Below are 21644 nucleotides of genomic sequence, written 5' to 3'. Positions count from 1 at the left end.
AATTTAAATATCCACAAGAGTCGGGAAGTTGAGGAATTGATTAGGGGGACAGGAGCACGAATCCTATACCTGCCTGTGTATGCGCCGGAGTTGAATCCCATTGAGATGATGTGGTCGGTGTTGAAGCATTTTATTCGGCAGCTTTGCAGAATTGGGAAATATAGCATGGAGCAGATAGTGAAGACTTCTTTACTACTGATCAATCCATCCTCCTTCCGAAGTTGGTTTGCTAAGTGCTGCTATTGTACCCCTTGAGTCTTTAACAGGCTGTACCCTGTGGCCATCTGTTTTGAGCTTGGCTGTGAGCACCTCATCACCTTCTATAATGAGAGATGCCCACAGCCGCAAAGAAAAACTTATTTTTCTCAGCTATTCGAAAAATCGAATATTAGAGAAGAGGAAAAGTTGAGGGGATGAACTTTTTTGGCCATCCTGCTCTTCCCAAATTCTTCTCTCAACCAGAATCCAATACCGACCTATTTTTTGATAACGATCTTCGTAGATCATCTTTGCTTGAGTTTTTTCTCCAGTTCCTGGGCTACAATACTCAGCAGTGTAGTGAGTGGGTAGGTAGCCCTCACCTGTATCGTAAAACTCTTGAACTGAGACTGTAATTGTCCGATTGGCAAGATGGCGATGTACCATTTGAATGTGCTTGCCCTGAACCCAGTACCTATCGGTAGAAGATAAGCCCGAAACAAGAACTTCAGTGATGTCTGAATTTTGTGGCTCTCCATAGGCAAAGGTGTGGCCACCGTGTTCCTCGTCGAAGGAATGACGAACGCGATGCACCATGACTTCCCACATCTGTTCCCGTATTTTCTGGCGGATCTCCTCGTCCTCGACGCCGGCAACATCGATCTTCATGTTGCGGTCAATACTCACAACTCCTGAGAAGGAGAGGCTGCTGTCACCTTCTTTGGGAAAGTAGGTTATCTCAGCTCGGTAGCCAGGAAAGTCTTTGTCCCAGGTGTAGCGATTCTCAAAAGCCTCCTTGAATAGCTCTCGGGCCGGAGCTTGCTGTGCTGCCATAATCTCCTCCTTAATGAGAAGTTTTACTATTTAAATCCTAGTAGAGGCTGATGGCTGGCCTTGGGATTTTAAGGTTTCCTTATGACTGGCCACCCGCTCAGCTCTCTTGTTCTCGAAGTTTCTCGAAGTTCTTGGCGGTTACCGATGGGCAGGAAGGCGGAACCTCAATCCTTCACTTGGCCTGAGGGGAGCCTTGAAGTTAATGAAAACCATTGGCAAGGCGCTGTCCACTGGCAACAGAGGGAGAGAGCTAAGCTAAAGCTCGGCGCTGTTGGCCTTTTGGCGACAAGCTGGCAGGAAGAGAGTCTGCTTTCTCAACTCACTCCATGTCCAAAATCCAACCCCTGAACCCAGAGCGGATCGCCCAGATGGCCGCGGGAGAGGTGATCGACTCGCTGGGGGCTGCTCTGCGAGAATTGCTGGAAAATGCCCTCGATGCTCAGGCCACCCGCATTCAGGTGGAGATCTGGCCCAGCCGCTGGCAGGTGCGGGTGGCCGATAACGGCCAAGGGATCCCCGCTTCGGAGCTGGAGCAGGTGGCCCGTCGCCACACCACCAGCAAGTTGGACGGTTGCAGCCTGGGGTTTCGGGGCGAAGCCTTGCACAGCCTGGCCCGGCTGGGATCCCTGACCATTCAGACCCGCCACGCTGACGATGCCCACGGCTGGCTGGCCACCTACGACCGCCAAGGGGAGCTGGCCCACCAGCAGCCGGCAGCCACTGCCTTGGGAACGGTGGTGACGGTGGCGGATTTGTTTGCCGATTGGCCCTTGCGCCGCTGCTCCCTGCCCCAGACTCGCCCGCTCTTGACGCTGGTGCAGAATGCGGCCTTGGCCCATCCTTGGGTCAGTTGGCAGGTGCGCCAGGAGGGGCAACTGTTGCTCAGCCTGTGGCCAGGCCAGTCTCTGCAAGATCTGCTGCTACAAGTGTTGCCGCAGGTGGATCTTTCGGATCTGCGCTATCAGCGGATCCAGGAGGGGGATAGCGATTGGGAAGTGGTGCTGGGCCTGCCGGATCGCCTGCATCGCCCCCGCCCCGATTGGATCCGCGTGGCCGTCAACGGGCGCTTTGTGCAGATGCCGGAGTGGCAACGGCTGATCCAGTCAGTCTTTCAGCACACCTTGCCTCGCCACCGCTACCCGCTGGTGGTGGTGCATCTGCGCTTGCCACCTGAGCAGGTGGACTGGAATCGCCATCCTGCTAAGAGTGAGCTCTATCTCCAGGATCCGGAGATCCGACAGGAGCAATTGCGCCAGCACTTGCACGCTCTTCTGCAATCGGGATCGGAGCAAGCCAGCCGCCGCTCGCTGCATCTCATCCGGGCTAGCGAGGCCAAGTCGGTCTACAGGGTTACCTCAAGTCCCAAAAGCCCAGATCCAGCTCCCTCTGGCCAGCCGTCTACCCCCCTACCTCCTCTAAAGGCCCTAGCCCAGCTCTACCGCACCTACATCCTGGCGGAGCACCCTCAGGGGCTGTGGCTGGTGGAACAGCACCTGGCCCACGAGCGGGTGCGCTACGAGTACATCCAACGGCATTGGCAGCCGGTGGAGCTGCAGATGCCGGTCATGCTGGAGGGATTATCCTCCCAAGCGGTGGAGCAGTTGGAGCAGTTGGGCCTGGAGCCGGAGCCTTTTGGCCCCAACACCTATCTGATGCGCCGCCTGCCGCTGGCCTTGTGGTCGGAAGATCCGGAGGAGGTGCAGGGATCCCTCCGAGAATTGAGCCGCTGCGCTGACCTGGAAGCGGCCCAGGTGGCGGTGGCCTGTCGTGGCGCCCTGCGCAACGGGATCCCCCTGACCCTGGAGCAGATGCAACAGTTGCTGGAAGCCTGGCAGCGCACCGCCAATCCCCACACCTGTCCCCATGGCCGGCCAGTGTATCTGGCTCTGGCCGAAAAAGATCTGGCCCGCTACTTTCGTCGCCGCTGGGGGATCTGCGACCGGCCCATCTCTGACCCCAAGCTGGGATCCTGGTGGGAGCTGGAGCCGCTGGGGGATAGGTTTGCTGCCCAAGTGCGGCGCTCGAGCAGCGCTTCTGCGCCGGATCCCAAGGACGAGACCCGCTCCGCCCCACTATAATCGGGGGTGTCCAACTGCTGAACCCCCCATGGCCTCTTATCTCAAACTCAAAGCCCAAGAAGAGACCTGGCTACAGCGCCATGCTCGCCCGATCTTGGCAACCTTGGCGGGCTTGGGATCCCTGTTGACGGCCTACCTTACCTACACCAAGCTGACCGATCAACCTGCCGCTTTCTGCACAGGAGATGGGGGGTGTGACCTGGTGCTCTCCAGCCGTTGGGCAGAGTTTTTGGGGATCCCGACGGCAACAGTTGGCCTACTGGGGTTTCTGGCCGTTTTGGCCTTGGCGGTTTTGCCGGATGGCATCCCGCTGGTGAAGCGGTGGCGCTGGCCGGCCCTGTTTGGCCTGGTTTCCGCCATGACCGCCTTCGAGATGTACATGCTTTACCTGATGGTGGCGGTGCTGCGGCAGTTTTGTCTGTATTGCACCACCGCCATAGTCTTGGTGGCGGGGCTGTGGGCGGTAACCCTGCTGGGCCACCGCTGGCTGGATTGGGGCAAGCTGGCCTTCAGCTATATTCTCGTAAGCTTTCTCACCTTGGTGGCCACCATTGGGGTGTATGCCAACCAAGTTCCCCCACCCAGCCCCCTGGCGGCAGGGTTGGCGGCCCACCTGCGGCAGATCGGCGGCACCATGTACGGGGCCTATTGGTGCCCCCATTGTCAGGAGCAGAAGGAGCTGTTTGGGTCGGCTTTTGAACAGGTGCCCTACGTGGAATGCTCCCCCAACGGCCCCGGTACGCCCCAAGCCCAAGAATGCACAGAAGCGGGGATCACCAGCTATCCCACCTGGATTATCAACGGCCGCACCTACGTGGGGCTGCGCTCGCTGGAAGCCTTGGCGGCAGCTTCTGGCTACTCCTTTGAGCCCGGCGAAGGACAGTAGTTCTCCGGCGGCGGTGGCAAGAAAAGATGTACGCGGTTGCGCCCCGCCTGCTTGGCCTGGTAGAGGGCCTCATCTGCCTTCTGGAGAGCGGCCTCAGGTGCTAGGGGGCCATCTTCGCTGAGGACGATCCCGCCAATGCTGATGGTGACAGGCAGGCTGCGCTGGGGCGCAACCTCAATTGGCCGGCTGGCGATGGCCCGGCGCAGAGACTCGGCGTAGCGGTGGCAGCGGGCGGGGTTGAGCCCAGGGGTGACGCAGACAAATTCTTCGCCGCCGTAGCGGTAGAGCAGGCTGGAGGGGCGCAGTTGATTGTGCAGCCGCCCAACGATGGCCTGCAACACGCAGTCGCCGATATAGTGGCCGTAGGTGTCGTTAACCTGCTTGAAGTAATCCACATCCATCATCAGCAGGCAGAGATAGCGATAGCGGGCTTGCTCACGCGGCCCCACCTGTTTGAGCAAATGTGGCAACGCCTGGTCGAGGGCGCGGCGGTTCAAGGCACCGGTCAAGGGATCCGTCAAAGACAGAGACTCCAACAGCTCGTTGCGGGCCCGCAGTTGCCGGTTGGCCTGAGCCAAAGCTTGGGTAAGCCGCTGCAGGCGCAGCCCCGCCCGCACCCGTGCCCGCAGCTCCTCAGGATCGATCGGCTTGGCGATAAACTCATCTGCCCCTGCATCCAGTCCCTGCACCCGATCCTCAACTTCGGAGCGGGCGGTGAGCAAGATGAAATAGATGAACTGTCCGGCGGGCAAGTTTTTTAGACGGCGACACAACTCCACTCCAGACAAACCCGGCATGACCCAGTCGCAGATGATCAAATCCGGCCATTCGCTTTCATCCAGGGTCTGCAGGTGCTCCCAGGCCAACTGGCCGCTTTCCCAGCTTTCCACCCGGTAGTTGGAGCTTTTGAGGACTTCGCCGATGTAACGACGGTTCACCGGGTCATCGTCGATGACCCAAATGCAGGGAACCTGAGCCGGCACCTGGCTCCACGAAACTTCCTCCAAGGGCAAGGACTCCGCCCCGCCAACGCGAGCAGAAGGCAGGCTGGAGGAAGACCCCCAGCCTTCGAGTTCAGCTGACAACATCAAAAGAAAGCTAGAAAGCTCTGATACGGTGAATAATGCCGATCCTATCCCCAAAGGCTAGCTGCAGCTAGAGCTGGGAGTGGCCAGGCAAGCCGGATTGGTGGGCCGTTCGCCCAGGCCAAGGTGCAACGCTTCCACAAACTGGCGCACCCGGATTGGGTCGATGAGGGGAAAGGGATCCGCATAGCCCGCTGGCATGCCGGCGGAACGGGCCGGCCGTTTCAAAGAACTGGCCACAATCACGCCATCCGCGTGGCGGATGAGGTTGCCGATGTTTTCGGCGGTGGCTCCTGAGCCAATCAACAGAGGTACCTGAGGGGCGACTTGGCGGGCCAGCTTCAGATCTTTCAGAAGAGGCGGCTTTCCGGTGGCCCAGCCAGAGAGAACGATGGCATCGGCCAGGCCGCGCTCCACCGTGTCGGCGATGGCCGCCTCCAGGCTGATGGGACTCAGGGGCTGGGCGTGCTTCACCAGCACATCGGCAAAGATCTTGATGTCGGCCCCCAGCTCGCGGCGGTAGCGCAGCAGGCGGTGGGCATTTCCCTCGATGATGCCCTGGTCGGTCACCATCGCCCCGCAGAGGACATTGACCCGGATAAACTGGGCCCCCACACAGGCGGCAATGGCTAGGGCGCTGTAGCCATCGTTGCGCAAGACGTTGATCCCGATGGGCAGGGAAACCAGCATCTTGATCCGCTGCACCACCACGGTCATGGCGCTCACCACCGCCGCATCCACCCGCTCCTTGGCAAAGGGGGCATCGTAAAAGTTCTCGACGAGGATCCCGTCCACGCCTCCTGCCGCCAGGGCGGTAGCGGCCTGTTCTGCCTGCGCGATCACCCACTCCAAGTCCCCTCCCCAACGGGGCGAGGTGGGCAGCGGCAACAGATGAACCACCCCAATAACCGGATGGGGGGTTTTGAAAAGATGTTGCAGCAGAGTCACCGGCAAGTTCCCTCAGGGATCCATAACAATCTTACGCCCGGATTGGATCCCTGTCGGCATTCTCTCCGGGGAGGAAGGGGCGGGATTCCTGGCAGCGGCCAGGCCGCGCAACAGGCGGGGAACTAGGCTTGGCCCTTCATAGACCCAGCCTGTATAGACCTGGAGCAGGCTGGCCCCGGCCTCCAGTTTCTCCATGGCATCGGCCAGGGTGAAGATGCCCCCCACTCCAATAATCGGCAATTGCCCCTGAGTGGCCTGGTGAATGTAGCGGATCACCTGGGTGGAGCGCTGCCGCAGGGGGGCGCCGCTGATGCCGCCGGCTGCCGCGGCGAGGGGCCCCAGCCCTGGCAGGAAGCGGGTTTTCAGGTTGTCGCGGCGCAGGGTAGTGTTGGTGGCTACAAGCCCCGCCAGTCTGTAGGCTTGGGCCAGCTCCAGGATGGCGTCAATTTCTGGCCAATCTAGGTCAGGGGCAATCTTCACCAAAAGGGGCTTCTGTCCGCGATTTTCCCCCTGCAACGTCGCCAGGATGGGCGCCAACTGCTCGTCAGCCTGCAGGGATCGCAATCCCGCTGTGTTGGGGGAGCTGACGTTGACCACAAAATAGTCTCCCAGCTCCCGCAACAGACGAAAGCTGGCCAGGTAGTCAGCCGCCGCCTCCTCCAGGGGGGTGGCCTTCCCTTTGCCCAGGTTGATGCCGATGGGAATGGGACGTTGGCGCAGCCGGCGCAGCCGTTCGGCCAGAGCTGCCGCCCCCTGGTTGTTGAAGCCCATGTGGTTGAGAGCAGCCCGATCCTGGGGCAACTGGAACAGGCGCGGCTTGGGGTTGCCCGGCTGAGGCCCAGGAGTGACGGTGCCCACCTCCACAAAGCCAAAGCCCAAACTGGGCCAGACGCCCACAGCTAGGCCATCCTTGTCAAAGCCTGCGGCCAGGCCAATGGGATTGGGGAAGGTGAGGCCCCAGAGCCGTACTTCCAGCCGCGGATCCCGATAGCAGAACAGGCGCTCCAAAAGAGCCAGGATCCCGGTGGCCTGGGTGGCGTCCAGCCACTCCAAGGCGCGCAAGAGCCCCACCTTAACCGTTTCCGGGTCAGCCCTCAGGCCCGAAAAAATCAAGGGCCGCAGCACATCTCGGTACAGGTTCACAGCAAAGACTCGCTCCCAAGCTGTCACCCCTCTTGTTGATCTTCCCCAAAAAACAGGGGCCTGCAAAAGTCTCCTCTGCAGGCCCCCGCTTTTGAGCTTAGGCGGGAACTGGCCCGGCCAAGCCGAGCACCACCGGCCTAAAGACTCTTAGCCTTCCGGCTCAAACACTTTCAAGTCGACGATCTGCCCGCCCTTGAAGGTCCAGTGGGCAAAGGTTCCGGCCACGTCTCCGTTCTCGTCGAAGTTCAGCGAGCCGGAAGCGCCAGTGTAGTCAATGTCCTCCCCTTTCTTGAGTAGCTCCACTGCCTTGGCCCACTCTCCTGGCAGGATCTCGGTGCCGGGGGGATTGGCCACTTGCCGCAGAGCATCGCGGATGGCGGTGCCGTCGGCGCTGCCGGCCTTTTGAATGGCCAGAGCCAAGACAAAAGCGGCATCGTAGGCCGTGTCGATGTAGGGGGTGGGGGGCAGCTCCCCGTAGGCAGCTTTGTAGGCTTCAGCAAAGATTTGGTAGGCTTTGCTGTCGGTCAGAGCCTGGGGCGAGGTGCCGATGGATCCCTCTAGCTTGTCCGCCCCCACCTGGGTGGCCAGATCGGGAGAGCGCATGCCATCTGTGAAGACAAAGCGGTCAAATAGCCCCCCTTCCAAAGCCTGCCGCAGGATGATCGCGCCGTTTTCGGGATACCCGATCAGCACCAGCGCCTGGGGATCCCCTTCCTTGAGCTGATCCAGCTCGCCGCGGTAGGAGGCTTGGCCGGGTTCGTAGGGAACCGACTTGGTAATGGTGCCGCCCCGCTTTTCAAAGGCGGCCTTGAAGCTGTCGGCCAGCCCCTTGCCGTAGTCGTTATTGATGTAGATGATGGCCAGGCGCTCCAGGTTTTCTTCGCGGGTAATTTGCGCCAGGGCTACCCCTTGGAAGGCATCGGAGGGAACGGTGCGGAACAAGAAACCATTGTCGTCCAGGGTGGTGATGGTGGGAGCGGTGGAAGCTGGCGAAATTTGCGGAATCTTGCTGGGAACCGTGACTGTCGTGGCCACCGGAATGGTAACGCCACTGCCCAAAGCGCCAACAATGGCGGCCACCTTCTCCACGTTCACTAGCCGCTGGGCAGCATCAATAGCCGGCTGGGCTGAGGTTTGGTCATCCGCCTCCACCACTTGGATTGGGGATCCGAGGACGCCGCCAGCGGCGTTAATCTGATCCAGAGCCAGCTTGATGCCCTTGAGGCAGTTTTCCCCATAGGCCTGCAGGTCGCCCGTCAAAGACAGCAGCGCTCCTATCTTGATCGGGGCTTTGGCTGCTTGCTGAGCTGTGCTTGGCAGCAGGGTGGTGGCCAGTGCTGCTGCTGTCAGGGCTGCCGCCGTCGCGAAGGCCCGCCGGGTCAGTTTGTGCATGGGAGACATAACCAAGAACCTCCAATGAGCTCCAATGAGGGAATAAAACTGCAATTCTCAAAGGTCGATGGTATAGAAGTAGACGTTAGCCCACCTCAAAGGGTTCCCTCCAAGAGCCAACCCAACCCCTGCCAGGGGGCTTCTTGGCAAGCCTATCGGCGAGTTTGGTTAAATAAGCTTCTTTACCCTACGACGAAAGCTCATAAAATAGTGAATCTACTAGGGAATGGAGCTTTCCCAGGGTAGCGGTGTGATCGTTATTGACAACATCTCCAAACAGTTTGGCGGCGTCAATGCCCTAGATCACTGTTCCTTCCGCATCGAAGCTGGTCGGATCACGGGCTTGATTGGTCCCAACGGGGCGGGGAAAACAACTCTTTTCAACATCATTGCCGGTTTTATTCGGCCCAATAGCGGACGCATCTGGCTAGATGGGGAAGACGTCACGGGCTTGCCTCCCCACCAGTTGTTTCAACGTGGGCTGGTGCGCACCTTCCAGATCCCGCGGGAGTTTGGCCGCATGACCGTTCTGGAAAACTTAATGGTTGTTCCTCCCCATCAGGCTGGAGAAAACCTATTTAACGCCTGGTTCCGCTGGCAGCGAGTACAGCGGCAGGAGCGCCAGCTTCAGGCTCGGGCTGAAGAAGTTTTGGAACGGCTCAACCTCATCCACCTGCGCGATCAACTGGCGGTCAACCTTTCCGGCGGGCAAAAGAAGCTGCTGGAGCTGGGACGTACCCTAATGGCGGACGCGCGGGTCATCCTCTTGGACGAGCCGGGGGCTGGGGTCAACCGCACTTTGCTGGCAGACCTGATCCGCTTTATCGAGTACCTTAACCGCGAGCGCGGCTGCACCTTCTGCATCATCGAACACGATTTGGATCTGGTGACCCGCCTCTGCCACCACGTGGTGGTCATGGCGGGGGGGAGGGTGCTGACTCAGGGATCCATGCAGGAGATCAAGCAAAACCCAGCCGTGCGGGAGGCCTATTTGGGATCCATTGCCCTGGCTGATGCCCTCAGCTCCTCCCAGACTTCCACCGTCTCGCCGGAGGGATCCCCGCCATGACCCCCTTGCTCGAGATTCAAGATCTCTACAGTGGCTACCGCGGCGTGGACATCCTCAAAGGGATCCGCCTCAAGGTCACTCCAGGCCAAATTGTAGTGATCATCGGCCCCAACGGGGCGGGCAAATCGACAGTGCTCAAGTCTCTTTTTGGATTGGCCACCGTCCGCTCGGGCCGAGTGCTGTTCCAAGGTTCTGACATCACGCATCTTGCTGCCGAGCAACTGGTGCGGCGGGGGATCGGCTTTGTGCCTCAGACCAACAATGTCTTTCCCTCCCTCACCGTCGAGGAAAACCTGGAGATGGGAGCCTTTATCCGGCGCGACGACTACACTGCCCAACTGGAGCGGGTTTACGAGCTGTTTCCGCCGCTAAGGGAAAAGCGAAAGCAAGCGGCGGGATCCCTCTCCGGCGGGCAACGGCAGATGCTGGCCATGGGGCGGGCGCTGATGGCGGAGCCGCAGCTGTTGGTGTTGGACGAGCCGACAGCCGGCCTGTCGCCGCTGTATGTCGAGCAGACCTTTGCCCTCCTGCAGGAGATCAACCGCCGCGGCGTCAGCATCCTAATGGTCGAGCAAAATGCCAAGCAGGCCTTGGCTATAGCGGACTGGGGCTACGTCCTCTCCATGGGAGAAAACCGCTTTGAGGATACCGGCCCCAACCTATTGCACAACCCCGAGGTGTTGGAGCTATTTTTGGGCGGCTGAGGCCCTCACCCTCGGGGAGAGGGGAGCTAAGCAGAGCCGGCCAGTTGCAGTTGGCGCAGTTGGGCTGCCTGCTTGAGAAGGGCTTCCACAAAGCCCATTGCCTCCTGGGCGGAGTGGCCGGCAGCCAGTTGGGCCAATTCTTCCCGGCGCTCCCCTTCTCTCAGCGAATCCACCCGCACGCAGGTTCGCCCTTCTTGCACCACTTTGTAAACCCGCAGGTGGTGATCGGCTAGGGCGGCAACCAGGGGCTGGTGGGTAACGCAGAGAACTTGGTGGCTACGGGCAATCTGGTGCAGTTTGGCGGCGATGGCCTGCGCTACCTTGCCGGATACGCCGACGTCGATCTCGTCGAAGACCAGAGTAGCCACCGGATCGACGCGGCTGAACACCGCTTTTAAGGCCAGCAGAAAACGGCTCATCTCGCCGCCGGAGGCAATGTCGGCCAGCGGCTGCAGGGGCTCGCCGGGGTTGGGGCTAAACCAAAAGCTCACCTGATCCACCCCTTCGGCGGTGGGGGATCCGGCTTGGATCTGCACCTGGAACTGCACACCGCTCATCCCCAGGGGCCCAAGCTCCTCCACGAGAGCCTTTTCCAGTTGGTGGGCCGCCTGCTGCCGCAGATGCGAGAGCATCTGGCAGTGGCGCTCCAGCTCCTGGGCTGCCTGGTCTAGCCGCGCCTCTAGTTCCTCCAAGTCGGTGCTCTCGTCCCGCAGTTGGGCCAGCTCTGCCTTGAGCCGCTCCGCGTGGGCCATCACCTCGGCCAGGGTGGGGCCGTATTTGCGGCAGGCCTGTCGCAGTTGGGCTAGGCGCCGTTCAATTTTGCTTAGCCGACTGGGATCCGCCTCCAGGGTCTCGCCGTAGCGCAGCAGCTCCCGCCCCGCCTCCTCCACCTGAACGAGGGCGCTGCTGACCATCTCGACTAGGGGAGTTAGGTCGGGATCCCGCTGGGCCATGCTCTGCAGCAGACGCTCGGCTTGGGCCAGGAGATCGGCAATGGCCGGCGAGCCGCTGTCATTTTGGTAGAGCAGTTGGTGAGCGGCATAACTCTGCTGCTGCAGTTCCACGCGGTGGGCCAGGCGCTCCCGCTCCCGCTCCAATTTGGTCAGCTCGTCAGGATCCTCCAGGCGCAGGGCAGCCAGTTCTTGGGCTTGCAACTCTAGGAGATCTAGCCGCTGCAGCCGCAGGTGTTGGTTTTGCTGGCGGGAGGCTATCTCTGCTTTGAGCTGGCTCCAGGTTTGGTAGCAAGCTGCCACCTCTGAACGCAGGCGCAGCAGCTTTTCGCCGCCAAAGGCATCCAGCCAGCGGCGCTGGGTTTGGGGAGACTGGAGTTGGCTTGTCTGGCCCTGGGCGGTGATCTCCACCAGTTGGGAGCGCAGGCTGAGCATCTGAGCCTTGTTCACGAGCACCCCATTGACTCGCAGGCGGCTGCTGAGCTTGCCGTTGCGCATCACCAGCTCGCGGCTGCAGACCAGGCCTTCTTCCAAAGGTTCAATTTGCTCTTGCTCTAGCCAGGCCTCCAGCGCGGCCGTAGGCTGGAAAATGGCTTCCACCAAGCCCCGATCGCTGCCGCTGCGCAGAGCGCGAGCCGGTCCCCCGAGCGCGGCATCGAGGGCATCGAGAATGATAGATTTGCCCGCCCCTGTTTCTCCGGTGAGCACGTTCAGCCCCGCCCGAAAGGGAATCTCCAAGTACTCGATCAGGGCGAAGTTCTCGATCCGCAACAGGCGCAACATAGGGATCCCGTTGGCCTTCCTGTCTTAGGTTAGCCCACCTGCCGACTTAGGCGGAACGGGGGAAGAGCAGCTTCAAGGGGTGGCCTCCGGCGTCTCCTCTGTTCTAGCAGCGGTATCGGCAAGCGGCTCGGAGGTAGCGGCTGAGGCATTGGGTGTATTAGGCGCTACCTCTGCCTCCTGGAGAGAGGCGGAGGGTTCGAGCTCGGCTTTTGGCTCTGTGGCGGTGGGCTCGGGGGCAGCGGCAGCGGCTTGGGCAGCCTCTTTTTGCTGTTGCCGCTCGTAACGGCGTCGTTTGATCCCCTCATCCACCCACACGTACACCAGACTGAGAAGGGAGAGCCCCGCCGTTCCAATTAAAACCCAGAGTAGAGTGTTGTCTATCGTCATGAGTGAGATCCGTCAAACTCTGCTGCCAACGGAAAACGCCGCGCCCAAGGCTTGATCTTACCGTTGAAGCTGCTCTGCCCAATCTTAAAAGACGGGATCCACACTTTTGCCATGCGCTACCTCAAGTTTTACAAACCCTACGGCGTGCTCACCCAATTTACCGACCGGCAGGGGCGGCCAACCCTCAAGTCTTTCATCCCGGTGCCCAAGGTCTATCCGGTGGGGCGGTTGGATCGCGATAGCGAAGGTCTGCTTCTGCTCACCGACGATGGCCGCCTCAACGCCCGCCTGATCGATCCCAAGTTCGGCCACGAGCGCACCTACTGGGTGCAGGTGGAAGGGATCCCCACGCCCCAGGCCCTGCAGCAGTTGCAAGAGGGAGTGGTCATTCAGGGGCGAAAGACCCGGCCGGCTGAGGTTAGAGTGCTAGCCGAGGAGCCGGAGCTGCCGCCGCGGGATCCGCCCATCCGCTTTCGCCGCTCCATCCCCACCACCTGGCTGGAGCTGATGCTGCGGGAGGGTCGCAACCGCCAGGTGCGCCGCATGACCGCCGCTGTCGGCATTCCAACCTTGAGATTGGTGCGAGTGGGGCTGGGGCCCCTCTCGCTGCAGGGGCTGGCCCCTGGCCAGTGGCAGGAGCTCAGCGAGGCGGAGTTGGCCCGCTTGCGGCACTGCTGTTTTGGCCAGTCGCGCCGTCCCCGGCTTGGGCGAGAGTTACAGCACCCCTTTTGAGCTGGGGATCCCATCTTGTCGGCGCGGATCCCGTTCTACGGCCATGCGCAGGGCGCGGGCAAAGGCCTTGAAACTGGCCTCGACGATGTGGTGGGCATTGAGACCAGCAACCTGGCGGATGTGCAGGGTAAGCTGGGCGTGGTTGGCCACCGCCTGGTAGAACTCGCGCACCAACTGGGTTTCGTAGCGGCCAATGCGTTCGACGGTCAGCTCCAGACCATAGCTGAGGTGGGGGCGCCCGGAAAAGTCCAGCACCACCTGCACCAGCGCCTCATCCAACGGAGCCCAGAAGTGACCAAAACGGTAAATGCCGCGCCGATCCTGCAGCGCCTGCGCCAGCGCCTGTCCCAGGGCAATGCCCACGTCCTCATTGGTGTGGTGGTCGTCGATGTGCAGATCCCCCACGGCCTTGATCTGGAGATCAATTAGCCCATGGGTGCTGAGCTGGGCCAGCATGTGGTCCAAGAAGGGGATCCCGGTGTCGATCTCGTACTGCCCTCTGCCATCGAGGTTGAGATGCACTTGAACGTCCGTTTCGTTGGTGCGGCGGTGAACCGAGGCCGTCCTGGGCTGCAGCAGGCGGGGGGAGTCGATGGCTGTCATGGCAAGGGTAGGGGAGCACTAGGAAGTCCCAGCTCTAGGATCGCACAGGTAGGGGTGCCAGAATCAGCGTCTTTGGCCAGGGGGGCAGGCGGGCTCAGGTTGCAGAGGGGGAGAGTGTTCCTTGCAGGATTGGCAACAGATTCAACGGGCCCTCAAGCAGTATTGGGGCTACGAGGCACTGCGCCCACCTCAGGAGCGGGTCATCCGTGCCTTGCTGGAGAAGCGGGATGCACTGGTGGTGTTGCCGACGGGTTTCGGCAAGTCTCTGTGCTTTCAACTGCCGGCCTTGCTGCAGACAGGGCTGACCCTGGTGGTCTCGCCTCTGATTGCCCTGATGGAAGACCAGGTGCAGGATCTCTGGAAGCGCCGTCTGCCGGCGGCCTGTTTGCACAGCGAGCTGGATCCAGCTCTGCGCAAGCGGGTGTTGCGGGCTTTGGAGGAGAACCGGCTGCGTCTACTGTATCTGGGGCCGGAAACCCTCTTCAGCCCGCCAGTCTGGGAGCGGCTGCAGCAGGTGCCCCTCAACGGCCTCATTGTCGACGAGGCGCACACCTTGGTGCACTGGGGGGGATCCTTCCGGCCCGACTACCCCCGTCTGGGATTGGTGCGCCCTGCCCTGGGCCAGCCTGCCTTTCCCATTGCTGCCTTTACCGCCACTGCCGATCCCGAAACCCTCAGCCGCCTGCGCCACATCCTCGACCTGCAGAATCCGGAATGCATTCGCGCTGACCCGCTGCGAACCAACATTTCTCTCAACGTGGCGGTGGCCTGGAGCCCAGCGGATCGCCGTCGGCGCCTGCTGCGCTTTCTGGCGGAAAACCCCGGCTCGGGCCTGGTGTACGTGCGCACGCGGCGGGATGGGGAGGAGCTGGCCGAGTGGTTGGGCCGCCGCAACCAGAAAACCGCCACCTACCACGGCGGCCTGGAGGCGGGATCCCGCCGGCGCTTGGAACGGGCCTGGCTGGAGGGCGAGCTGCGCTTTTTGGTCTGTACCAACGCCTTCGGCATGGGCGTCAACAAGCCGGACGTGCGCTGGGTGCTGCACTTTCACCCGCCCCCCAATTTGATGGACTACCTGCAGGAGGTGGGGCGGGGTGGGCGGGATGGCGGCCCCTGCCGGGCCCTGATGTTGGTCTCGGAGCCGACGGGCCTGCTGGATCCCACCGATCGCCAGCGCCAAGCCTATTTCTATTCCCAGCAGGAGCGCCTGCTGGCCCAGGCGCGGCGTTTGCTGACAACTCTGCCCCCCCAGGGATCCTATGCCGACTTGCCCCCCGGGGAGACGCGGGTGGCCCTGGGCCTGCTGCAGGAGATGGGCTGTCTGCACTGGCCAGATCCCTTTCACTTCCAGGTGCTGCACCGCCACTGGCAGCCGCCGCCGCGGCAGGATCCCTGGCGGGGGATGGACGACCTCATCCACAGCCGCGGCTGTCGCTGGCAGGTGATCCTGCGGCATTTTGGCTACCCTGAGAACCAGCCCGGCCTGCCCTGCGGCACCTGCGATCGCTGCCGGGCTGCCCAAAGGCGTTGATGGTTTCGGCAGCCGGCAGAGGGGTTAGGATCTTTGCGCTTGCCCGGCGTTTTCGCAAAGGATAGGATCCCCTCGCTTTCCCCTTGCTGATGGTGTCCATGAGTGGTTCGGGATCCCCGGTCGCTGCCCTTGAGCAGCCCTTGTCCTTAGCACGGCAGGTGGCGCAACTGCTGGTGGTGCCGGTCTCGGCCCGTTTGGGATCCCAGTCTCCTCCCCGCGAGATCCTCAAGCGGCTGATCCAAGAGGTGGGGATTGGAGGCATCTGGATTACTGAGGGCCATGTAGCAGAGGCCCTGCTGCTGATCGAGGAGGCGCAGTCTTGGGCGACTCTGCCCCTTCTTGTGGCAGCCGAGGCCAGCCGCGGCCTGGCTCTGCAGGGAGCCACTTCCTTCCCCCACCCCCTGGGCCTGAGCCGCCTGGGATCCGAAGCCGAGCGCTGGGCGGAACAGTGGGGAAGGATCACGGCGCGGGAGGCGGCGGCCATCGGCATTAACTGGCTGCTGGGCCCGGTGGCGGAGCCCCTGGGGCAAGGCCCAGCAGAGCTGGCGCTGGCGGAGGAGCCGCACCTAGTTTTGCAACTGGCGCGCGCCTTTGTGCGCGGCTGTGAGCAGGCCGTCCCCGGCGGGATCCTGACCACAGCCAGATCCTTCCCCGGCCAGGATTGGGTAGAACCGCCCCAGGCAGGTGCGGCGCTGCGGCCAAAGCCAACCGATGTCCCCTGGTGTCCTCGCCTAAGCCTCACCTTGGAGGAGCTGCAAGCAGGACTCTGGCTGCCGTTCCGCAGCTTGGTGGAGCAGGTGGGAGCCATCTCGGTTGCGCCAGTGGTGCTTCCCGAGTGGGACGAGCGCTGGCCGATCTCTTTTTTGCCGGGGCGGCTGACCCAACTGCTGCGCCAAGAGTGGGGGTTTAGTGGACTAATTGTGGCAGAGGGCCTCGATCAGGGCTTCTTGGACGAGCTGGCCGTTGGCGTCGGCTCCTCTCCCCACCTGCTGGCGGTGCGGGCCCTCCAGGCCGGCGCCGACCTCCTTTTGGCCCCTCCCGACCCAGTGGCGGCCGTCACAGCCATTGTGGAAGCTGTGCGGCAGGGATCCCTGGACGCCCAGGCCATTGCCCAATCGGTGACGCGGGTGCTGCGGGCCAAGCAGCGGCTTTTCCCCTCCGCCTCCGCCCTGCTCAAGCAAGTGTGGCCGGCCCTGGCGGAAACGGATTTCAGCCTGGTTCCCGGCTGGATGGGGGCTAAAGACCCCACCGACCCCGCCCTCTGCCGCGGCTTTTCCGACGAGCAACTGAAACCCCTACTGTTGGGAGATCCCCTCGCCAAGGACTCACCTCTAGCCAAGCTGTTCGGCACACGTCCGCCTCTGCCCAGAGTCGCCCGGTTGGGATCCCTCTTGGCCGAGCAGGATATTGCTCCCTGTCAAGCTGCCATGGCCCGCGGCGGCGTGACAGGCGGCCAGGCTTTGCCCCTGCCCGCTCCCCCCGGCAGTTGGAACTGGATCTGGCAAGATCTCGCCCCTGGCGCTGAGACAGCAGGGCTATCGGCGGCCTCTCCCGCCCTCAGCATTCCCGCCGGCCTCGGCTTCTCTCCTTTGCTCAGCCATCCTCTCACCCCTTTGAGCTTGCTGGAGACGGCCCTGGGCAGCGCCGGCCAACTGATCTTCCAGGCCTTTGTCGAGGAGCCTTTGCCCAACTATGTGCTGGATTGGCTGCAACAACAACGAGAGCGGGTGGCAGCCGTCGTCGTTTATGGTAACTTATCCTTCTACCGACGCCTGCAGGCGCACTTTCAGTGGGCCAACGCCATCCACAGCCTCAATCCTGATCCCTGGGCCCAGGCAGAAGCTATGCAGCGTCTGTTTCCCCACCGGCTCATCCCGGAGAAACCCGAGCCTCAGCCAGCATCGACAAATAATTAAGAAAAAGTAAATACCATTGCAGATTGTTGGCAGAAAGGGGCCCCTGAGCTATCGTATTGATGGAAATGTAAACTATTGAAACGGTTTCTCTCAGGGTTGTCTGTGCCTTCCTTCCTCTCAGACATCGCTGGATCGGGCAGTTCTCGCCCCTCTGGTGACGGTGAGTGTGAGCTTGAGCGAACCTCCCCGCAGCGTCCGCAACCGTTCCTCCACTCTTTGCAAGCGCTGCTGTCAGGGCGCTGGGCGACAAAGCTTGGACTGGGCTTGGCTGTTGTGGGTCTGGCAATCCTCACCTGGATTTGGCTGGCTGCAGGAGCTGGGCTGGATCCTTACACTAAAGCCGTCCTCAGCCTAGAGGGTCAGCCCAGCCATGGTGCTTCGTTGTTTGCCCTCAACTGTGCCGCCTGTCATGGAGAAGAAGCCGATGGCCGAGTTGGCCCCAGCCTGCGGGGAGTTAGCAACCGCCGCTCCGACCGGTTTATCATTCATCAGGTAACCAGTGGCAAAACTCCGCCTATGCCCCAGTTTCAGCCGGATCCCCAGGAGATGGCAGATTTGCTCAGCTACTTGAAAACCCTCTGAGGCCAGCTCATGGGCCTGACCCAGCAGCTTGCTTGCTACGCTCTCTGGCTGGCCTCCGTATTTGCCTTTGCGGAATGGCTGCGCTCCCGACAGGTGGATGGGGAATGGGTGCGCAAAGTCGTCCATATCGGTGTGGGCAATATCATTCTGCTGGCCTGGGCCTTGCAGGTGCCCCGCTGGCTTGGGGTGGGGTTTTCCTTGGTGTTTGCCGGCCTGGCGCTGCTCTCCTACCGGGTGGCTATTTTGCCTAGCTTGAATGGGGTCGGGCGGCGTAGCTTCGGCACTTTCTTCTATGCTGTCAGCATTGGCCTGTTGCTGTATTGGTTTTGGCTGCCGCAGCGACAGGTATTCGCGGTGATTGGCATTTTGGTGATGACCTGGGCCGATGCGCTGGCGGGCTTGGTGGGCAAAACTTGGGGCAAGCACCTCTATCAACTGGGATCCCTTCAAAAAAGTTGGGAGGGATCCCTGACCATGTGGGCAGTGAGCAGCTTGGTGATTGCGGCGCTGCTGCTGGGGTACTTCGGCTTTTCTCCCTCCTTGCTCGCCATCAGCCTCTTGGTGGGAGGCCTGGCCATGGGCCTAGAGGTCTTCTCTTGGTGGGGGCTGGATAACCTGACCGTGCCTTTGGCCAGCGCCGGGCTCTGCTTTGCCCTGCTGCAGCTTCTGGACGAACTGTACCTGTAGCGGAGTTGCTACTACTGTGACGGGTTTGGCGCGGAAGCGACTTCTAGGCCCCGCGGCGTTCTTGTTCTCGCTCTTCTTGTTGCTGCCACTGCCTGATCAGCTCTTTCGCTGCCTGGGGGGTAAAGTAGTCCAGCTCCATCAGCTTGCGATAGGTGAGGAGCTGCCGCATCTCCAGGGGCATGTCTGCCTTCCGGTAAAAGTAGTGGATGCGGCTGATGTTTTGCTCCATCTCGGCGAACTCCTGCTCCCGCTGCATTTGCCTTTCCTGCTTGAGCACCTTGTGGGGAGCAGACATGCGATTCGGGATCCGCTGCGCGCTGGTGGCTTTGCTGGCGAGAACCCGATGGGCTCCGCTTTGCCGACTGTTGGCGCCGTTGAAACGGCTGAAAAAGAAAGAGAGCATCCGTCAACCTCACACAGGCAGAGAAAAGAGGGTCGTCTTACACTAACTTCACAATATCAAGCTTAGATAAAGCTGTGAAGCCGCCAGTGATCTGGATCCCTTTTGGGAAAGCCCGTACCTTTCACAGGGCAAGGAGTGTATCTCTCCTGTCCCTTAGGAGAGTTGAGGCAGAGACAAGGCTTGGCTTGGGCAGGCAGACTTATAGAGGATGTTATCAGTATTTACACGTATGCTTGGACGAAGATAGGGTCAAAGCGCAAAATTATTTGCGGGCTTTCACGCACAATGACAGGGATCTTGAATAACTGTTACATGGTGCTTGCCCGGAGGCGCTACAGGTGAGATTCGTCGCCGCTCAGCAGCCAGGTAACCGAGACACCCAGCGCCTTGGCAAAAGCCACCAGCTCTTTGTCGATGACGCGCCGTTTGCCCTTTTCCACCTGGCCGATCTTGACGTAGTCCAACTGCACGCCGTACTTAGCCAGGCGACCCGCCAGTTGATCTTGGGTCAGTTGCAGCTTCTCCCTTACCCAGCGCACCCGCTCTCCGATCAAGTTGGCCGATGGAGGGTGCTGGTTGAGGTTAGACTCCATAGGAGCAAGAGATTGTGAATATTCTTTTCCAGACTGAGGAAGCCGATGGCTCCCGCGGCGCCCCATGGTAGCCTATGCTGGCAAGGCTACCCCTCCTCTTCCACTTTATAGAACCTGTGGGAGCCTGCTCGACAGCAGGCGAGCTAGCTGTCTCCTGAATATCTTACACAAGGTCTAGATCGAAAATCGCTTATGGATGTTTTCGCGCAGGATGCGCTGCCGGCGAGAACTTGGCAGATGGGATCCCTGCCACTCCCGCACCCAGCCGGAAAAATTTCCGGGCAAAAAAGAGGGCCATGATCGATTTTCGCTCGCGCCAGGGGGAGAAACTTTTCTAGACTAGGAGGTGACGTTTTCTCCTCACTTGGCCGTGGTTTTCTCTCGTCCTCATCCTGAAAACATTGCCTCGTCCCGCCAGGAGCTCGACGATCTCTGGCTTGAGGCCGAGTCTGCCTCTCAGGATCCGGCTGCAGAGGCCGACCTAGAGCCGGGCGCCAGCGGGTTGCGGCTGAATGAAGACGCCGTCGATCACTACTTGAATACAATTGGTCGGGTGCCCCGCATCGATCACGCGGAGGAGATCGAGCTGTCGCGCAAAATTCAGCAGAAGCTGCTCATCGATCAGGCCCGCAGGGAATGGCGGCAACAGCGGGGGCAGGATCCCAGCGATGAGGAACTGGCAGCAGCCCTGCAGATTCCTGTGTCTACCCTGCGCTCCCGCATCCGCCAAGGGGAACAGGCTCAGCGCAAGCTAATCAACGCCAACCTGCGCCTGGTGGTCAGTGTGGCCAAGAAGTACCTCAACCGGGGGGTGCCCTTTTTGGACTTGATCCAAGAGGGCAACATGGGTCTTATTCGGGCCACTGAGAAATTCAATGCCGAACGAGGTTTTCGCTTCAGCACCTATGCCCACTGGTGGATTCGCCAGGGCATTACCCGCTGCATTGCCAACCAAGCCCGGACGATTCGCCTGCCGGTGCATATGGTGGACAAAGTGCGTCTGCTCAAGCGCACCAACCGCGAGCTGATGAAAGCCCGAGGGCGACGGCCCACAGAAGCCGAACTGGCGGAGGCGCTGGGCATCAAGGTTAAGAAGTTGCGCATGATCCAGCAGGCTGCCGCTTTGCCCCTGTCGTTGGATGTGCCGGTTGGCCAGGAAGGGGAAAGCCGCCTGGGGGATTTGCTGCCGGATGAGCGGCAGGAGCAACCCTTTGAAGAGATCCTCGTGCAATCTCTGCGGCAAGATGTGCGTTCTGCCATGCAGGCCCTGAAGCCCATCGAGAGGCAGGTGCTGGAGCTGCGCTATGGGCTGGATGGGCAAAGGGCGAGAACTCTGCGAGAAGTCGGGGATCACTTTAACTTAACGCGGGAGCGGATTCGCCAGATCGAGCGGGATGCTCTGCGCAAGCTGCGCCTAGGCCATCCTTCGCGGGCTTTGGCCCAGTACATTCGCTAGCTTTTGCCGCAGCCTCCCGGGGTTCGGGCGGGGATCCCCGCGCGAGACGGGTTTTCAGCCCTTGGGATCTGCCTTGCAGCCCCCTAAAATGGCGGTAAGCCAGATCGCTGGGGATCCCCATGTCCACTGGTTCCACGCCTGCTTCTGCCAGGGAGTGCTCGCCGCAACAGGCGCAGCTTTGGTTACGAGGGCTGCTCAGCATTGCTTGGGCTGGTGACATCCTCTCCCGCTAAGCCCTGACGGGCTGTAGACGGGAGCTTCCGAGAATCACTTCCCGGAGTTGCTGCTTCAACGGACTGGTAAACCAGGATCCTCCACAGCCAGAGAGCGGCAGTCCCACCGCCCCCCTATATCCCCCCGTATACGGGGGGACCTGAGTCCACGCTTCAAAATCTCGATAGCAGCGTTCAAGTCTCTGTCCCACGACCCGCAACGAGGGCAATCATGCACCCGTTCCGACAAGGCCTTGGGAACACGCTCCTCACAAACACAACAATTTTGGGACGTACCACGGGGATCCACTCTCAACACCTGTTTGCCGCGTTTGACCGCCACTGCTGTCAGAATGTCAAGAAATTGTCCCCAGGCCGCATCCAAAATCGATTTAGCCAACCGAGTCCGTGCCAGCCCTCGGACGTTGAGATCCTCCACCACCAACAGGTCGTATTGCCCCACCAGCCAGTG

Annotated in this window: 22 protein-coding genes; 11 read left to right on the top strand and 11 right to left on the bottom strand. The window is 61.0% G+C overall.

All coding sequences use genetic code 11. From position 1 onward, the window contains the following. Positions 1 to 255, top strand: a 255-nt coding sequence (locus tag SYN65AY6A5_RS12225; protein WP_206336850.1) for a transposase, incomplete at its 5' end; no start/stop codon positions are given. A 114-nt stretch (positions 256 to 369) separates the two neighbouring features. Here SYN65AY6A5_RS12225 and SYN65AY6A5_RS12220 read toward each other — a convergent pair. Then, positions 370 to 1032 (bottom strand): DUF3386 domain-containing protein, encoded by a 663-nt coding sequence (locus SYN65AY6A5_RS12220; RefSeq protein ID WP_011431401.1) that lies wholly within the window; start codon positions 1030 to 1032, stop codon positions 370 to 372. A 326-nt stretch (positions 1033 to 1358) separates the two neighbouring features. On the opposite strand from SYN65AY6A5_RS12220, the gene mutL reads away from it, so the two are divergent. Next, a complete protein-coding gene (gene mutL / locus SYN65AY6A5_RS12215) occupies positions 1359 to 3110 on the top strand; it encodes a DNA mismatch repair endonuclease MutL (RefSeq protein ID WP_011431402.1) in 1752 nt (583 codons plus the stop codon). 28 nt (positions 3111 to 3138) lie between these two features. After that, a complete protein-coding gene (locus SYN65AY6A5_RS12210; protein WP_011431403.1) occupies positions 3139 to 3996 on the top strand; it encodes a vitamin K epoxide reductase family protein in 858 nt (285 codons plus the stop codon). Here SYN65AY6A5_RS12210 and SYN65AY6A5_RS12205 read toward each other — a convergent pair. From SYN65AY6A5_RS12205 to SYN65AY6A5_RS12190, 4 genes are all read right to left on the bottom strand, one after another. Beyond that, complete coding sequence (locus tag SYN65AY6A5_RS12205) at positions 3966 to 5003, bottom strand: diguanylate cyclase (protein ID WP_240530516.1); 1038 nt, start codon at positions 5001 to 5003, stop codon at positions 3966 to 3968. The genes SYN65AY6A5_RS12210 and SYN65AY6A5_RS12205 overlap by 31 nt on opposite strands. 138 nt (positions 5004 to 5141) lie before the next feature. Further along, on the bottom strand, positions 5142 to 6029 hold the full coding sequence (btpA, locus tag SYN65AY6A5_RS12200) for a photosystem I biogenesis protein BtpA (RefSeq protein ID WP_011431405.1): 888 nt from the start codon (positions 6027 to 6029) through the stop codon (positions 5142 to 5144). 12 nt (positions 6030 to 6041) lie between these two features. After that, a complete protein-coding gene (locus SYN65AY6A5_RS12195) occupies positions 6042 to 7172 on the bottom strand; it encodes a quinone-dependent dihydroorotate dehydrogenase (protein ID WP_099813312.1) in 1131 nt (376 codons plus the stop codon). 147 nt (positions 7173 to 7319) lie between these two features. After that, a complete protein-coding gene (locus tag SYN65AY6A5_RS12190) occupies positions 7320 to 8564 on the bottom strand; it encodes an ABC transporter substrate-binding protein (protein ID WP_240527798.1) in 1245 nt (414 codons plus the stop codon). A gap of 250 nt (positions 8565 to 8814) precedes the next feature. Here SYN65AY6A5_RS12190 and SYN65AY6A5_RS12185 point away from each other — a divergent pair, with 250 nt between their 5' ends. Both SYN65AY6A5_RS12185 and SYN65AY6A5_RS12180 read left to right on the top strand, forming a co-directional pair. Then, entirely contained in the window at positions 8815 to 9633 is an 819-nt protein-coding gene (locus SYN65AY6A5_RS12185) for an ABC transporter ATP-binding protein (protein WP_099812747.1), read from the top strand. Beyond that, positions 9630 to 10337 (top strand): ABC transporter ATP-binding protein, encoded by a 708-nt coding sequence (locus SYN65AY6A5_RS12180; RefSeq protein ID WP_099835746.1) that lies wholly within the window; start codon positions 9630 to 9632, stop codon positions 10335 to 10337. The genes SYN65AY6A5_RS12185 and SYN65AY6A5_RS12180 overlap by 4 nt, the downstream gene beginning before the upstream one ends. A 26-nt stretch (positions 10338 to 10363) precedes the next feature. Here the strand turns inward: SYN65AY6A5_RS12180 and recN are convergent, their stop codons facing one another. Continuing rightward, entirely contained in the window at positions 10364 to 12070 is a 1707-nt protein-coding gene (gene recN, locus SYN65AY6A5_RS12175; protein WP_099812745.1) for a DNA repair protein RecN, read from the bottom strand. 72 nt (positions 12071 to 12142) lie between these two features. Next, complete coding sequence (locus SYN65AY6A5_RS12170) at positions 12143 to 12457, bottom strand: hypothetical protein (protein WP_011431411.1); 315 nt, start codon at positions 12455 to 12457, stop codon at positions 12143 to 12145. 111 nt (positions 12458 to 12568) lie between these two features. On the opposite strand from SYN65AY6A5_RS12170, the gene SYN65AY6A5_RS12165 reads away from it, so the two are divergent. After that, on the top strand, positions 12569 to 13189 hold the full coding sequence (locus tag SYN65AY6A5_RS12165) for a pseudouridine synthase (RefSeq protein ID WP_099884667.1): 621 nt from the start codon (positions 12569 to 12571) through the stop codon (positions 13187 to 13189). Here the strand turns inward: SYN65AY6A5_RS12165 and hisB are convergent. Beyond that, on the bottom strand, positions 13172 to 13792 hold the full coding sequence (gene hisB / locus SYN65AY6A5_RS12160) for an imidazoleglycerol-phosphate dehydratase HisB (RefSeq protein ID WP_099812743.1): 621 nt from the start codon (positions 13790 to 13792) through the stop codon (positions 13172 to 13174). The genes SYN65AY6A5_RS12165 and hisB overlap by 18 nt on opposite strands. A 121-nt stretch (positions 13793 to 13913) precedes the next feature. Between hisB and SYN65AY6A5_RS12155 the strand changes: the two genes are divergently transcribed. From SYN65AY6A5_RS12155 to SYN65AY6A5_RS12140, 4 genes are all read left to right on the top strand, one after another. After that, positions 13914 to 15323: a RecQ family ATP-dependent DNA helicase gene (locus SYN65AY6A5_RS12155; RefSeq protein WP_099884665.1), complete on the top strand. Its 1410-nt coding sequence runs from the start codon at positions 13914 to 13916 to the stop codon at positions 15321 to 15323. A gap of 89 nt (positions 15324 to 15412) precedes the next feature. Continuing rightward, a complete protein-coding gene (locus tag SYN65AY6A5_RS12150; protein ID WP_240530515.1) occupies positions 15413 to 17239 on the top strand; it encodes a glycoside hydrolase family 3 N-terminal domain-containing protein in 1827 nt (608 codons plus the stop codon). Positions 17240 to 17503: 264 nt separating this feature from the next. Beyond that, positions 17504 to 17821 carry a cytochrome c gene (locus SYN65AY6A5_RS12145; protein ID WP_011431416.1) on the top strand — a complete coding sequence of 106 codons (318 nt, stop codon included), beginning with the start codon at positions 17504 to 17506 and terminating at the stop codon, positions 17819 to 17821. A 9-nt stretch (positions 17822 to 17830) separates the two neighbouring features. Continuing rightward, positions 17831 to 18508 carry a diacylglycerol/polyprenol kinase family protein gene (locus SYN65AY6A5_RS12140; protein ID WP_011431417.1) on the top strand — a complete coding sequence of 226 codons (678 nt, stop codon included), beginning with the start codon at positions 17831 to 17833 and terminating at the stop codon, positions 18506 to 18508. A gap of 43 nt (positions 18509 to 18551) precedes the next feature. Here SYN65AY6A5_RS12140 and SYN65AY6A5_RS12135 read toward each other — a convergent pair whose 3' ends face one another. Next, a complete protein-coding gene (locus tag SYN65AY6A5_RS12135; RefSeq protein WP_011431418.1) occupies positions 18552 to 18911 on the bottom strand; it encodes a hypothetical protein in 360 nt (119 codons plus the stop codon). A 332-nt stretch (positions 18912 to 19243) separates the two neighbouring features. Further along, positions 19244 to 19504, bottom strand: a complete 261-nt coding sequence (locus SYN65AY6A5_RS12130) for a helix-turn-helix transcriptional regulator (protein ID WP_041438621.1) — start codon at positions 19502 to 19504, stop codon at positions 19244 to 19246. A gap of 346 nt (positions 19505 to 19850) precedes the next feature. Here SYN65AY6A5_RS12130 and SYN65AY6A5_RS12125 point away from each other — a divergent pair, with 346 nt between their 5' ends. Then, complete coding sequence (locus SYN65AY6A5_RS12125) at positions 19851 to 20960, top strand: RpoD/SigA family RNA polymerase sigma factor (RefSeq protein ID WP_240527797.1); 1110 nt, start codon at positions 19851 to 19853, stop codon at positions 20958 to 20960. A 288-nt stretch (positions 20961 to 21248) separates the two neighbouring features. Here the strand turns inward: SYN65AY6A5_RS12125 and SYN65AY6A5_RS14545 are convergent, their stop codons facing one another. After that, positions 21249 to 21491 carry a transposase gene (locus tag SYN65AY6A5_RS14545; protein WP_240531070.1) on the bottom strand — a complete coding sequence of 81 codons (243 nt, stop codon included), beginning with the start codon at positions 21489 to 21491 and terminating at the stop codon, positions 21249 to 21251. Between the last annotated feature and the right edge of the window lie 153 nt (positions 21492 to 21644).

Source organism: Synechococcus sp. 65AY6A5 (assembly GCF_002760415.1).
Taxonomy (GTDB): Bacteria; Cyanobacteriota; Cyanobacteriia; order Thermostichales; family Thermostichaceae; genus Thermostichus.
Note: the sequence above shows the minus strand (reverse complement) of the source record. Positions and strands in the feature narration are given on the sequence as shown.